The sequence below is a fragment of the Streptomyces sp. NPDC005402 genome (assembly GCF_040606575.1).
In the GTDB taxonomy this organism is placed as follows: Bacteria; Actinomycetota; Actinomycetes; order Streptomycetales; family Streptomycetaceae; genus Streptomyces.
Genome location: NZ_JBEXFB010000002.1, coordinates 352,125 through 366,859, shown reverse-complemented (window position 1 = coordinate 366,859; position 14,735 = coordinate 352,125). Strand labels below are relative to the sequence as shown.

Sequence of the window (14,735 nt, the reverse complement as noted above, 5' to 3'; positions counted from 1 at the left end):
ACCCCCAACGCCACTGCTCAGGCGAGCAGTTCGACTTCCGAGACCACCGCCTCGCCGTCGAACACGAGACGGTACTTCCCGTACGTACCCGCAGACCACACGGAGAACGCCCGTGTCTGCCGGTCCCATGCGAAGGACTCACCGGACCGCCGGTCCAGGGTCTTCCACGTGGTCCCGTCGTCCGAGCCCTGGAGCGTCCAGCCGGTCGGGGCCTTCGCGTGGTCCGACGACGAGGTCACCGTGTACTGGAGCCCCTTCACCCCGCCGGACACCGGAAGGTCCACGGAGGTCACCGTCGCGTCCGTGGCCGACGTGTTGTCGAACAGCGCGCCGTCGCCGGTGAGCACGTCCGCACGCGGCGTCGGCACCTCGTCGTCCTGGGTGATCGAAGCCGGAGCGGCGCTCTTGCCCGTGCCCCACTTGGACGGCCGCGGCCCCATGTCGAAGTCCAGGACGGCACCCCTGGACAGGACCGAGTGGGGGAGCGAAGTGGACCTCCAGGGCTTCCCGTCGACCCTCAGGCCCTGCACGTACACGTTGCGCGCGCTGTTCTTCGGCGCCCTGACCACCAGGTCCCGGCCGTTCTCCAGATGGACCGTGGCCTTGGTGAACAGCGGTGAGCCGACGGCGTATTCGCCGCTGCCCATGACCAGCGGGTAGAAGCCCAGCGCCGAGAACAGGTACCAGGCCGACTGCTCGCCGTTGTCCTCGTCACCGTGGTAGCCCTGGCCGATCTCGCTGCCGACGTACAGCCGCGACAGCACCTCACGGACGTTCCGCTGCGTCTTCCACGGCTGGCCGGCCGCGTCGTACATGTAGTTGACGTGGTGGGCGACCTGGTTGGAGTGGCCGTACATGCCCATCCGGACGTCCCGCGCCTCCGTCATCTCGTGGATGACACCGCCGTAGGAGCCGACGAAGTCCGGCGAGGCCGTCTCGGGCGTGGCGAAGTACTGGTCCAGTTTCTCGGCGAGCCCGGAGCGGCCGCCGTACAGGTTGGCGAGGCCCCGGCTGTCCTGCGGGGCGGTGAAGGCGTAACCCCAGCCGTTGGTCTCGGTGTAGTCGTAGCCCCACACCCGTGGGTCGTAACTGGACGACTCCACACGCCACTTGCCGTCCGCGTCCCGGCCCTGGAAGAAGCCCGCCTTCTTGTCGAAGAGGTTCACATAGTCCTGGGCCCGGTTGAGGAAGTACTCCGACTCCTCCTTGTAGTGCTTGTCGCCGGTCCTCGCGTACAGCGCCCGGCCCATCCGCGCGATGCCGTAGTCGTTGAGGTAGCCCTCCAGCGCCCAGGACAGGCCCTCGTGGGTGTCGGTGCTGGTGTAGCCGAGGAAGGGTGAGGTCTCCATGCCCTTGCGGCCCACACCGGAGGACGGGGGCACGACCGTGGCGTTCTTCAGGGCCGCGTCGTACGCCGACTTCGCGTCGAAGTCGACACCCTTGACGTACGCGTCGGCGAAGGCGACGTCCGAGGAGGTGCCGGTCATCAGGTCCGCGTACCCGGGGGAGGACCAGCGCGAGGTCCAGCCGCCGTCCTTGTACTGCCGGACGAACCCGTCGACCATCTCACCCGCCTGAGAGGGCGTCAGCAGTGAGTACGCCGGCCAGGTCGTCCGGTAGGTGTCCCAGAAGCCGTTGTTGACGTACACCTTGCCGTCCACGATCTTCGCCCCGGTGTGCGTCGGGGTGTCGGGAGAGGGCATCGGGGAGAACGGGGACGCGTACTGGTACTTCGAACCCACCTTCTCGAAGCCCGAGTTGGGGTACAGGTACAGCCGGTACAGGCTGGAGTACAGCGTGGTCAGCTGGTCCTGCGTGGCGCCCTCCACCTCGACCTTGCCGAGCAGCCGGTCCCACTGCCGCTGGGCGCGGTCGCGGACCTTCTCGAAGGAGGTGCCGTCCGGGATCTCCTGGCGCAGGTTGTCCTTCGCCTGGTCGAGACTGATCAGCGAGGTCGCGAGCCGCAGCGTGACGGTCCGGTCGCCGCCCGCGTCGAAGCGCAGATAGCCCTTGACCCCGCTCGACGAGCCGTCCGTCACCGGCGAGTCGAAGACGCCGTAGACGAAGAGCCGGGTCGCCCCGGTCGACAGCCCGGACTTCACGTCCGAGTACCCGGTGATCACGCCCGCGTCCTTGTCGAGCGTCAGGCCCGCCTGGTCCGTCACGTTGTCGAAGAGCACGCTCGCGTCGTCGCCCGGGTAGGTGAAGCGCAGGGCCGCCGCGTGGTCGGTCGGCGCCATCTCCGCCTTCAGCCCGTTCTCGAACCGCACCCCGTAGTAGTACGGCCGCGCGGTCTCGTTCTCGTGCCGGAAGGCCAGCGCCCGGGCCTCGCGGCCGGTGTCCGGGGTGCCGGAGGCGGCTGAGGGCATCACCTGGAAGGTCTGCCGGTCACCCATCCACGGGCTCGGCTCGTGGCTCGCGCTGAACGCCTGGATCGTCGGCAGGTTGTCGTCGTTGTTCGCGCGGGCGTAGTCGTACAGCCAGCTCAGCGAGGACGCGTTGGTCACCGGCGTCCAGAAGTTGAAGCCGTGCGGCACGGCCGTCGCCGGGAAGTCGTTGCCGCGCGAGAAGCCGCCACTGGAGTTGGTGCCGCGGGTGGTGAGCGCGTAGTCGGACAGATGCGCCTTGGGCTGCTCGGGCGCGGCCCGCTCCAGCGTCACGTCGTCCAGCCAGCCCCGAAACTTCGCCGGCCCGCTCGGGGAGTCGTAGGCGACGAGGATCCGGTCGACGGTCCTGCCGGCCGCGACCGACCCGATCCGCGAGACCACGTGGTTCCACTGGTTGACGTAGAGCGCCTTCGAGGTGCCCTGTCCCTCCGGGGAGAGCGTGAATCCGTGCTGGTCGCGCGCGCCGAGGTCGCTCAGGAAGGTGCCGTCGGTGAAGGCCAGGTCCACGGAGACGTTCGTCGCGTCGTAGTCCCGGTCGCCGTCCGCCATCGAGGGGAAGATCCGGTACGACAGCCGGGTCAGCGGGTCCACCGCCACGTTCACGTCGAAGACCTTGTTGTACGAGTACGCCCGCCCCCGCGCGGTGTGCCGACCGGCGTAACGCAGAGCCCTCTTTCCGGTGAATCCGGCGCCCGCCTTCGCGGTGGGCGATCCGCTCGGGCCCCGGTCGACCAGCGAGAGCATGTCCTGCGGAACCGGCCCGTCGCTCCCGCCCGTGGAGAACTGCACGTCGGCCAGCTGGAGGATGCCCAAGGCGCCGTTGTTGCGTGTGATGTCCAGCCGGAAGTGCTGGTATTCGGCCGGATCCTGGATGTCGTACGAGTTTGTCCGGAACCGTTCGGTGAAGGCCTCGCCCGAGCGGGTGTCGAGGGTCTTCCAGTCCTTGCCGTCCGTCGAGCCCTGGAGTGTCCAGTCCCGGGGGTCGCGCTCGGCGTAGTCATTGGCCGAGGTCAGCGCATAGGTGACCACCTTGGCCGGTTTGTCCAGGTCGAACTCGGCCCAGCCGGTGCTCTGGAAGGCCAGCCACTTGGTGCCGGGCTCGCCGTCGACGAGGTTCTCCTTCACCTCGCCGCCGCCGGTGTTCTCGGCGCTCGCCCGGACGTCCGTGACGTGGTCGGTGATGTTGCCCGGGATGCCGGTGCTGTAGCCGCCGTCGACGCCGGAGGACCTGCCGCCGTCGACGCTGTTGATCCAGTCGGGGGCGGGATCGCCCGCCTCGAAGGAGGTGGCGAACCCCCGATCGGCCTGAGCGGCGGCCTCGGGCAGGGCGACCGCCGCGCCCTGCGAGCCCACCGTCATGGCAAAGGCGGCCGTGAACACGACCGCCGCACTCCGTCTGAGCCGAGTTCTGTACCGATGCATGGGCGAGTACCCTCCCTGCACGAGGACGGACAACGTTGTCACCAATTCCGTGCAAGGATCAGTAGTGGCCCAAGTGGACAGTGATGTCAAGGGTGTTGCCTGTGGCATTCGAGGCCTATGTCGCGGATTTTTCCGGCAAGCTTCGCACAGTCCGCTCATATTTCCGTGAGGTCTCAACTCGAAAACACCCATGGCCAACATTGCGTTCGATCTTGCTCCGCCGACCGGAAGTGGACTATACCTGTCGGCGATTCACCCCTCTTGCACGAAGCTCCTGCACGAACCTCCTGCACGAACCTGCTTGACCTGACCGCGGTGCCGGGGAGGATCCGGTTCACCGCCTGAGTCCTGGAGAAGGCGAGGACTTGAGCATGGGATCCACTTCCGCAGACAGCCACGGTGATGAAGGTGTCGGCCGCCGCGATCTGATCAAGCGCTCTGCCGCGCTCGGACTGGCCGCTGTTCCCGCGACCGGTTTTCTGTCCGCCTGCGCCAGCGGTGGCGGCGACGAACCGAGTGACGACAACACCAAGGGCACCACCTCGAAGGAGAACCCCTTCGGCGCGGCCAAGGGCAGCAAGCTCGACGTCGTGATCTTCAAGGGCGGCTACGGCGACGACTACGCCAAGGCGTGGGAGGCCGACTTCCAGAAGAAGCTCGGGATCACCTCCACCCACACCGGCACCCAGGAGATCACCGGAAAGCTGCAGCCGCGCTTCAACGCGGGCAACCCGCCGGACATCGTCGACGACTCCGGCGCCCAGCAGATCAAGGTCGACGTCCTCTACAAGAACGGGCAGCTGCTCGATCTCGCCGAGGTCCTGGACGCGCCCGCGATCGACGACCCGAGCAAGAAGGTCAAAGACCTCATCATCCCGGGGACGCTCGACGCGGGTCTCCAGGGCGGCAAGGTCGTCGCCCTCAACTACATCTACACCGTCTGGGGCCTGTGGTACTCCGGCAAGCTCTTCAAGGAGAAGGGCTGGGAGGAGCCCAAGACCTGGGACGACTTCCTCGCCGTCTGCCAGGACGCCAAGAAGCAGGGCATCGGCGGCCTCGCCCACCAGGGCAAGTACCCGTACTACATCAACGTCGCCATCATGGACCTGATCGCCAAGAAGGGCGGCCTGGACGCCATGAAGGCGATCGACAACCTCGACCCGAAGGCCTTCGTCGGCTCGGACGCGGCCCAGGCCGGTGTCGAGGCGATCTACGAGGTGGTGGAGAAGGGCCTGTTGATGCCGGGCACCAACGGTCTCACCCACACCGAGTCCCAGACCCGCTGGAACCAGTACAAGGCCGCCTTCATCACCTGCGGTTCCTGGCTGGAGAACGAGCAGCTCAAGCAGACGCCGGCGGACTTCGACATGAAGTTCATGCCGATGCCGCTGCTGCCCGACAGCGCGCTGCCCTTCCCGGCGATCCGGGCAGGCTCCGGCGAGCCCTTCATCATCCCGGCCAAGGCCAAGAACCTGGCGGGTGCGAAGGAGTTCATGCGGCGCATGCTCTCCAAGGAGTGGTCGACGCTCTTCGCGAAGGAGGCCAACTCCCTCACCATCCTCAAGGACGGCGTCGACCCGAGCGTGAAGCTGCGCCCCGGCACCCAGTCCACCGTCGAGGCCTCGAAGGCGGCCGGTGACGACACCTTCCGCTACCTGTACACCGAGTGGTACAGCGAGATGGGAGCGGCCATCGAAGCCGCGTCCAACGAGCTGATGGCCAAGCGCATCCAGCCGAAGGAGTGGCTGAAGCGGGCCCAGGCCGCGGTCGACAAGCAGGCCAAGGACCCGGCCTCCAAGAAGAACCACCGGGACTGACCGCAACGCCGTTTCCCGGGCCGGAGCACTCCGGCCCGGGAAGGGACACCAGGGGCAGGAATCGCCAATGCGCAAAGGGCAGTACAGGTTCGTCGCGGGTTTTCTCTTCGCTCCCGTGTCGCTCTACCTGATCTTCGTGATCTGGCCCTACGTCCAGACGTTCGGCTATTCGCTGACCGACTGGAAGGGGCAGTCGCAGACGTTCAAGTTCATCGGCCTGGACAACTACAAGGCGCTGTTCCAGGACGACGTCTTCATGCAGGCCATCTGGCACAACATCCTGTTCCTGATCTTCATCCCGGTGATCACGATTCTGCTCGCCCTGTTCTTCGCGTTCATGCTGAACGCGGGCGGGCGCAGCAAGGCCGGCGGGGTGCGGGGAGTCGCCGGATCGCAGGTCTACAAAGTCGTCTACTTCTTTCCCCAGGTGCTGTCGCTGGCGATTGTCGCCGTGCTGTTCAACGCGGTGTACCGCAGTGACGGCGGCGGTCTCCTCAACGGGATCCTGATCAAACTCGGCCTGGTCGACGCCGAGAATCCCATGGAATGGCTCAATGAGCCCAACCTCGTGCTGTGGATGCTGGTCATCGCCGTGGTGTGGCACGGGGTCGGCTTCTACCTGGTGCTGTTCTCGGCCGCCATGCAGTCCATTCCGAGGGACATCTACGAGGCGGCGCTCATCGACGGGGCGGGCCGCAACCAGTCCTTCTTCCGCATCACCCTGCCGCTGCTGTGGGACACCGTGCAGACCGCCTGGGTCTATCTGGGCATCGTCGCGATGGACATGTTCGTGCTGGTGTCGTCGATGACCCAGAACATGGGCGCCTACGGCGGCGGCCCCGACCATCACAGCGACGTGATGTCGACGGTGATGATGCGCAACTTCCAGTACTTCGGCAAGAGCGGATACGCCTGCGCGATGGGCGTCGTCATGCTGCTGCTCACCCTGGTCCTGTCCGTGGTCATGCTGCGTGCCACCCGCCGCGACCGCGTCGAGTTCTGAGCGGGAGAGATACGACGATGAGCGCACCCATCAAGGAGACCGCCGCCGTGCCGGCCCAGCGGACCACGGGCACCGCCCCGGCCCGCCCCGGCAGCGAGCGCAGCGAGGGCGTCGTGCTGAACGCCTTCTCGCACGGCTTCCTCGCGCTGTGGGCCCTGCTGATCGTGCTGCCACTGCTGTGGCTGGTGCTCAGCTCCTTCAAGACCGACGTCCAGATCGGCGGTTCGGCCTTCGGATGGCCGCAGAACTGGTCCCTCGGCGTCTTCGGACGCGCCTGGGACAAGGGCATCGGCGACTACTTCCTGAACACCGTCATCGTGCTGGTCTTCTCGGTACCGCTGACGATGCTGCTCGGTTCCATGGCCGCCTACGTCCTGGCCCGCTACCAGTTCTGGGGCAACAGGTTCCTGTACTTCTTCTTCGTCGCGGGCGCGATGTTCCCGGTGTTCCTGGCGCTGGTCCCGCTGTTCTTCATGGTGAAGCGGCTGGACATGCTGAACACCTACCAGGGGCTGATCCTGGTGTACGTCGCCTACTCGATGCCGTTCACGGTCTTCTTCATGCACGCGTTCTTCCGGACGCTGCCCACGGCCGTGTTCGAGGCCGCGGTCCTCGACGGCGCCTCGCACACCCGGACCTTCTTCCAGGTGATGCTGCCGATGGCGAAGCCGGGACTGATCAGCGTCGGCATCTTCAACACTCTCGGCCAGTGGAACCAGTTCATCCTGCCCACGGTGCTGATGCAGCCGCAGAGCGGCGACGATCCGGAGCGCTATGTGCTGACCCAGGGCCTGATCCAGCTCCAGCAGCAGATGGGGTACGCCTCGGACCTGCCCGTGCTCTTCGCCGGGGTGACCATCGCGATGATCCCCATGCTGGTGGTGTACCTGTCCTTCCAGCGCCAGGTGCAGGCGGGCCTGACTTCGGCGACCTTGAAGTAGCGCTCCGCGAGCGCGCGCAGGCGCACCGTCCCCGGCCCCGGTGACGGTGCGCGCACGTGTGCCCTACACCCCGGATACTGTTCAACCTCTTGACGGGAGGCGACCCTAACGGCTCAGCTTAGAGTTCACTAGTTGGACATAGACGGGGCCTCATCGCTGCGGTCCCGCGCGCAGGAGGTCGTCGTGGAGACTCCGGGGTCGCAGTCGTCGCTGCACCGAGCCAACCTGGAGCGGGTCGTACGGGCCGTCCGGCTGGCCGGGTCGCTCACGCAGGCGGAGATCGCACGGACCACGGGACTGTCCGCCGCGACCGTCTCCAACATCGTGCGCGAGCTCAAGGACGGCGGAACCGTCGAGGTCACCCCCACATCGGCGGGTGGCCGACGGGCCCGCGCGGTCTCCCTGAGCGGAGACGCCGGCATCGTCATAGGGGTGGACTTCGGGCACACCCATCTGCGCGTCGCGGTCGGGAACCTGGCCCATCAGGTGCTCGCCGAGGAGTCCGAGCCGCTGGACGTGGACGCTTCCTCCACCCAGGGCTTCGACCGGGCGGAACAGCTGGTCAACCGGCTGATCGAGGCGACCGGCGTGGACCGCTCCAAGATCGCCGGGGTGGGTCTCGGCGTACCCGGGCCGATCGACCTGGAGTCCGGGTCGCTGGGCTCCTCCGCCATCCTGCCGGGCTGGATCGGCACCAAGCCCGCCGAGGAGCTCCAGGGGCGCCTCAGCGTGCCCGTCCACGTGGACAACGACGCGAACCTCGGCGCCCTCGGCGAGCTGGTGTGGGGCAGTGGCCGCGGGGTGCGCGACCTGGCGTACATCAAGGTCGCGAGCGGTGTGGGCGCCGGACTGGTGATCAGCGGCAAGATCTATCGGGGCCCGGGTGGCACAGCGGGAGAAATCGGGCATATTACTCTTGATGAGTCCGGCCCCGTCTGCCGTTGCGGCAACCGCGGCTGCCTGGAGACCTTCGCGGCCGCGCGCTATGTGCTGCCGCTGCTCCAGTCCAGTCACGGCACCGATCTCACCATGGAAGGCGTTGTTCGACTCGCACGGGACGGAGACCCTGGCTGCCGTCGGGTGATCGCCGACGTCGGCCGACACATCGGCAGTGGAGTCGCCAATCTCTGCAACTTGCTGAACCCGAGCCGAGTCGTCCTGGGCGGTGATCTCGCTGAGGCCGGTGAGCTGGTGCTCGGTCCGATCAGGGAGTCCGTCGGCCGCTACGCGATCCCGAGTGCGGCACGTCAACTGTCCGTGCTTCCAGGGGCACTTGGAGGCCGTGCGGAAGTGCTCGGAGCACTCGCCCTCGCCCTCAGCGAGATGGGTGATTCGACCCTTTTGGACAGCACGCTGCATGCCGCGGCGCCTGCGTTCACTTAGAGAACGCACGACGTCGTTGCCATCTCGTTAAGTATTTACTTCTTGACGTCGCACGTGTGGCCGAGTTGACTTCCAGCCACCTCGGCCGCAACGACGCGGCCTCGTCAGGGAGGTTTCAAAAGTGAACACGCTCATGCGTCGTGCCGCCGTGTCCGTAGCGATCTCGGCACTCGCCGTCTCGGTCGCCGCCTGCGGCAAGGCCGGCGACGACAACAGCGGCAGTGACAGCAGCAGCTCCGGCTCCGGCGGCAAGTCGATCGGCCTGCTCCTGCCCGACAACGTCACCGCGCGGTACGAGAAGTTCGACAAGCCGTACTTCGAGGCCAAGGTCAAGGAGCTGTGCAGTGACTGCACCGTCTCCTACGCCAACGCCGCGGCCGACCCGGCCAAGCAGGCCCAGCAGATGAGCAGCATGGTCACCAAGGGCGTCAAGGTGATCGTGGTCTCGGCGCAGGACTCCGCAGCCATCAAGTCCTCCATCGCCTCCGCCGTGAGCAAGGGCGTCAAGGTCGTCGCGTACGACCGTCTGGCCCAGGGCCCGGTCTCCGCGTACGTCTCCTTCGACAACGTCAAGGTCGGCGAGCTCCAGGGCCAGGCCCTGCTCGACGCCCTCGGCTCCAAGGCGACGCCGAAGTCGAACGTCGTCATGATCAACGGTGACGACGCCGACCCGAACGCCGCGCAGTTCAAGGAAGGCGCGCACAAGGTCCTCGACGGCAAGGTCAAGATCGCCTACGAGCAGTCCGGCCTGTGGAAGGACACCGTCGCCGCGCAGAAGATGTCCGCGGCCATCACCCAGCTGGGCGCCAAGAACATCGCGGGCGTCTACGCCGCCAACGACGGCATGGCCGGTGGTATCGCCAACACCCTCAAGGGCGCGGGCATCAGCGGCATCCCGCTGACCGGTCAGGACGCCGAGCTCGCGGCCATCCAGCGGATCGTCGCCGACACCCAGTCGGCCACCGTCTACAAGCCCTACAAGGGCGAGGCCGACAACGCCGCCGAGCTGGCGGTCAACCTGCTCCAGGGCAAGGACATCAAGTCCCTCGCCGACACGCAGGTCACCAGCGGTTCCGGTGACAAGGTCCAGGCGAAGCTGCTGACCCCGGTCTCGGTGACCGTCAAGAACATCAAGGACACGGTCGTCAAGGACGGTCTGTACACCGTCGCCGACATCTGCACCTCGGACTACGCCGCCGCGTGCAAGAAGGCCGGCCTTCAGTAAGAGCCGCTGAGCCCCGGGGCGCGTCCTTCGACGGACCCGCCCCGAGGCAGGCCCCAAGCCTGTCCGGTGCCCGCACCGCCTTCATACCCCGCTGCGGGGCGGGCGCCGGACGGAAGCATGGCGGACGCAGCCGTTGCCAAGAGGCATCGGCCGCGCGCATGTTCGACTAGTAAATCCGTGCTTTCGGCACAACTCGTCAGTCGAGTGCTACGAGCCTGAGTGCCAGAGCACAACCCCTCCGCGCCTTACCCCAAGCGCGGCATCCCCGCCGGTCAGGCGGCGAAGGAGATGGTTCACGTGTCCGCTACGCCCGTGCTGGCGTTGCGCGGAGTCTCCAAGCGATTCGGTGCGGTGCAGGCCCTCACCGATGTCGAACTGGAGGTCCACGCCGGAGAAGTGGTCGCCCTGGTCGGCGACAACGGCGCCGGAAAGTCCACGCTGGTCAAGACGATCGCCGGTGTCCACCCCATCGATGAGGGTGTCATCGAGTGGGACGGCAACCCGGTCAGCATCAACAAGCCGCACGACGCCCAGGGACTCGGCGTCGCGACGGTCTACCAGGACCTCGCCCTGTGCGACAACCTCGACGTGGTAGGCAACCTCTACCTCGGACGCGAGCTGCTGCGCCGCGGCATCATCGACGAGGTCACGATGGAGCAGAGGGCCCGCGAGCTGCTGAGCACGCTCTCCATCCGCATCCCGAGTGTGCGCATCCCGATCGCGAGCCTCTCCGGTGGTCAGCGGCAGGTCGTCGCCATCGCGCGCGCCCTGATCGGCGACCCCAAGGTCGTGATCCTGGACGAGCCCACCGCCGCCCTCGGTGTCGAGCAGACCGCACAGGTCCTCGACCTCGTCGAGCGGCTGCGCGAGCGCAACCTCGGCGTCATCCTCATCAGCCACAACATGGCCGACGTGAAGGCCGTCGCCGACACCGTCGCCGTGCTGCGGCTGGGCAGGAACAACGGTTCCTTCTCGGTGAAGGACACCAGTCAGGAAGAGATCATCTCCGCGATCACGGGTGCCACGGACAACGCCGTGACCCGTCGTGCGGGGCGTCGCAGCACGGAGGCCGCGAAGTGAGCGACACATCCAAGGTTTCCAAGGCGGACTCCGCGGCGGACGGTCAGGCGCAGCAGTCAACGGTTGCCCCCGCCGACGACCCCACCGCCGCACCGGTCTCGGTGGTCGACCCCCGACTGCTGGTCCGTGAAGAGGGCCTCAAGGGCTACTGGACCGAGTTCACGCGCAAGGTCAAGGGCGGTGAGCTGGGCTCGCTGCCGGTCGTGATCGGACTGATCGTCATCTGGACGATCTTCCAGCTGCAGAACGACCGCTTCCTGAGCGCCGACAACCTCTCGAACATCAGCTACTACCTCTCGGCCACCGGCATGCTCGCCATCGGCCTGGTCTTCGTCCTGCTGCTCGGCGAGATCGACCTGTCGGTCGGTTCGGTCAGCGGTCTGGCGTCGACCCTGTTCGCGGTGTACGTCGTGCAGCACGGCATGAACCCCTGGCTGGCGCTGATCCTGGCGGTCCTCACCGGCATCGCCGTCGGTGCGCTGCAGGGCTGGTTCTTCGCCAAGATCGGGGTACCGGCGTTCGTCGTCACCCTGGCCGGCTTCCTCGGCTGGAACGGTCTGATGCTGTGGCTGCTGGGCTCCAGCGGCACCATCAACATCCCGTCCGACTCGGGTCCGGTCCACCTGCTCGGCCAGAACTCGTTCTTCATGGACCAGGCCATCATCGGCGCGTACCTGCTGGCCGCTCTCGGTGTCGTCCTGACCCTCGTCGGCAACTTCGGCGAGCAGCGGCGCCGCAAGGCAGCGGGCGTCCCCTTCCGGCCGACCAGCGAGATCCTGGTGCGCGTCGGCGCGCTCGCGGTGGCGTCCTTCGCGACGGCGGCCGTGCTGAACAACGCCGCGGGTGTCTCCAACGCCCTGGTGATCTTCCTGGCGGCGCTGGTGATCGTGGACTTCGTGCTGCGCCGCACCACGTACGGCCGCAAGGTCTTCGCGGTCGGCGGCGGCATCGAGGCGGCCCGTCGTGCCGGTATCAACGTGCCGATGATCCGGATCACCGTCTTCGCCATCTCCGGCGGATTCGCGGCGATCGGCGGCATGTTCTTCGCCGGTCAGACCGCCAGCGCGACGCTGAGCGCGGGCGGCGGCAACACGCTGATGCTCGCCATCGCCGCGGCCGTCATCGGCGGTACGTCGCTGTTCGGTGGGCGCGGCTCGGTGTGGTCGGCGCTGCTCGGCATGCTGGTGATCCAGTCGATCCAGACCGGTCTGGACCTGCTGAACATGAACCAGTCCATCCAGTACATGATCACCGGTGGTGTTCTGCTGGGCGCGGTCGTCATCGACTCGGTGTCCCGTAAGTCTCAGAAGGCCGCGGGTCGCGGATAACACCGCAGGGGAGCGCCCCCCCAGGTCGATCGTCTTGCCCGGTACCCACGAGGTGCCGGGCAAGACTGTTCTCGTAGAACACTAGACTCGACACGCCCGGCAAAGCTCGATCAGCTCTAATGCAAGGAGGCACGGGTGGCGCTGCTGACCCGTATCAGGGGACCGCGTGATCTGGACCGGCTCAGCCTTGAGGAGCTGGACCAGCTGGCGGAGGAGATCCGGAGCTTCCTCGTCGGCGCGGTCTCCAAGACCGGCGGCCACCTCGGCCCCAACCTCGGTGTGGTCGAGCTGACCATCGCCCTGCACCGGGTCTTCGACTCGCCCAGGGACCGGGTGCTCTTCGACACAGGGCACCAGTCCTATGTGCACAAGCTGCTCACCGGGCGCCACGACTTCTCGAAGCTGCGCTCCAAGGGCGGCCTGTCGGGCTACCCCTCGCGCGCCGAGTCCGAGCACGACGTCATCGAGAACAGCCACGCCTCGACGGTCCTCGGCTGGGCCGACGGGCTCGCGAAGGCCAACCAGGTGCTCGAACGGGACGACCACGTCGTCGCCGTGATCGGTGACGGTGCCCTGACCGGCGGTATGGCCTGGGAGGCGCTGAACAACATCGCCGACGCCAAGGACCGGCCGCTGGTCATCGTCGTCAACGACAACGAGCGTTCCTACGCGCCGACCATCGGCGGCCTCGCCAACCACCTGGCGACCCTGCGCACCACCGACGGCTACGAGCGCTTCCTGGCCCGCGGCAAGGACCTCCTGGAGCGCACTCCGGTCGTCGGCCGGCCGCTGTACGAGACCCTGCACGGCGCCAAGAAGGGCCTCAAGGACTTCATCGCGCCCCAGGGCATGTTCGAGGACCTCGGCCTGAAGTACGTCGGCCCCATCGACGGCCACGACATCGAGGCGCTGGAGTCGGCGCTGGCCCGCGCCAAGCGCTTCGGCGGCCCGGTGATCGTGCACTGCCTCACCGAGAAGGGCCGCGGCTACAAGCCCGCCGAGCAGGACGAGGCCGACCGTTTCCACGGCATCGGCCCCATCCACCCCGACACCGGACTGCCCATCAAGGCGTCCGCCGCCAGCTGGACCTCCGTCTTCGGTGACGAGATGGTCAAGCTGGGCCGGGAGCGCAAGGACATCGTCGCCATCACCGCGGCCATGCTCCAGCCGGTCGGCCTGAAGAAGTTCGCGGACACCTTCCCCGACCGCATCTACGACGTCGGCATCGCCGAGCAGCACGCGGCCGTCTCCGCGGCGGGCCTCGCGACCGGCGGCCTGCACCCCGTCTTCGCCGTCTACGCGACCTTCCTCAACCGCGCCTTCGACCAGGTCCTCATGGACGTCGCCCTGCACAAGTGCGGCGTGACCTTCGTGCTCGACCGGGCCGGCGTCACCGGCGACGACGGCGCCTCGCACAACGGCATGTGGGACATGTCGATGCTCCAGGTCGTCCCGACGCTCCGGCTCGCCGCCCCGCGCGACGCCGAGCAGTTGCGGGCCCAGCTGCGCGAGGCCGTCCAGGTCGACGACGCGCCGACCGTGCTGCGCTACTCCAAGGGCGTCGTCGGCCCCGCCGTACCCGCCGTGGGCACCGTCGGCGGCATGGACGTCCTGCGTGAGCCGGGGACGGACAAGCCCGACGTGCTCCTCGTCTCCGTCGGCGCCCTGGCCCCGATGTGCCTGGAGATCGCCGGTCTGCTCGACAAGCAGGGCATCTCCACCACCGTCGTCGACCCGCGCTGGGTCAAGCCCGTCGACGAGGCCATGGCCCCGCTCGCCGAGCGGCACCGCGTGGTCGTCACCGTCGAGGACAACTCCCGCGTCGGGGGTGTCGGCTCGGCCATCGCTCAGGCCCTGCGCGACGCGGGCGTCGACGTCCCGCTGCGCGACTTCGGCATCCCGCCGCGCTTCCTCGACCACGCCTCCCGCGCCGAGATCATGGCGGAGATCGGGCTGACCGCGCCCGACATCGCCCGCCAGGTCACCGGGCTGGTCTCCAAGCTGGATGGCCGCTACGACAGCGCCCCGGCCGAGGCGGAGCCCGCCCGCGACTGACCGGGGCTCGCCCGAACGGGCCGGGCACACCACTCTTGACAGTGGTGTGACCGGCCCGTTCGCGTGAATCCGCCCGCGCCGGGGCATACGACCT

General features: G+C 67.5%; 9 protein-coding genes. 8 read left to right on the top strand and 1 reads right to left on the bottom strand.

Going from position 1 to position 14,735, the window contains the following annotated elements:
- Positions 1 to 17: 17 nt before the first annotated feature.
- Positions 18 to 3,746 (bottom strand): GH92 family glycosyl hydrolase, encoded by a 3,729-nt coding sequence (locus ABZT02_RS04750; protein WP_356014592.1) that lies wholly within the window; start codon positions 3,744 to 3,746, stop codon positions 18 to 20.
- A 434-nt stretch (positions 3,747 to 4,180) separates the two neighbouring features.
- On the opposite strand from ABZT02_RS04750, the gene ngcE reads away from it, so the two are divergent.
- From ngcE to dxs, 8 genes are all read left to right on the top strand, one after another.
- A complete protein-coding gene (gene ngcE, locus ABZT02_RS04745) occupies positions 4,181 to 5,626 on the top strand; it encodes an N-acetylglucosamine/diacetylchitobiose ABC transporter substrate-binding protein (RefSeq protein ID WP_356014197.1) in 1,446 nt (481 codons plus the stop codon).
- Between the two features lie 67 nt (positions 5,627 to 5,693).
- On the top strand, positions 5,694 to 6,629 hold the full coding sequence (locus ABZT02_RS04740) for a sugar ABC transporter permease (RefSeq protein ID WP_356014195.1): 936 nt from the start codon (positions 5,694 to 5,696) through the stop codon (positions 6,627 to 6,629).
- Between the two features lie 17 nt (positions 6,630 to 6,646).
- Positions 6,647 to 7,570: a carbohydrate ABC transporter permease gene (locus ABZT02_RS04735; protein WP_356014193.1), complete on the top strand. Its 924-nt coding sequence runs from the start codon at positions 6,647 to 6,649 to the stop codon at positions 7,568 to 7,570.
- 183 nt (positions 7,571 to 7,753) lie between these two features.
- Entirely contained in the window at positions 7,754 to 8,953 is a 1,200-nt protein-coding gene (locus tag ABZT02_RS04730) for an ROK family transcriptional regulator (protein WP_356014590.1), read from the top strand.
- Positions 8,954 to 9,086: 133 nt separating this feature from the next.
- Positions 9,087 to 10,178: a substrate-binding domain-containing protein gene (locus ABZT02_RS04725; protein WP_356014588.1), complete on the top strand. Its 1,092-nt coding sequence runs from the start codon at positions 9,087 to 9,089 to the stop codon at positions 10,176 to 10,178.
- 288 nt (positions 10,179 to 10,466) lie between these two features.
- The gene (locus tag ABZT02_RS04720) at positions 10,467 to 11,258 is read left to right on the top strand and encodes an ATP-binding cassette domain-containing protein (protein WP_356014190.1); all 792 of its coding nucleotides are present in this window, start codon (positions 10,467 to 10,469) and stop codon (positions 11,256 to 11,258) included.
- The gene (locus ABZT02_RS04715; protein ID WP_356014188.1) at positions 11,255 to 12,586 is read left to right on the top strand and encodes a sugar ABC transporter permease; all 1,332 of its coding nucleotides are present in this window, start codon (positions 11,255 to 11,257) and stop codon (positions 12,584 to 12,586) included. The genes ABZT02_RS04720 and ABZT02_RS04715 overlap by 4 nt, the downstream gene beginning before the upstream one ends.
- A gap of 135 nt (positions 12,587 to 12,721) precedes the next feature.
- A complete protein-coding gene (gene dxs, locus ABZT02_RS04710) occupies positions 12,722 to 14,641 on the top strand; it encodes a 1-deoxy-D-xylulose-5-phosphate synthase (RefSeq protein ID WP_356014187.1) in 1,920 nt (639 codons plus the stop codon).
- Positions 14,642 to 14,735: the final 94 nt, after the last annotated feature.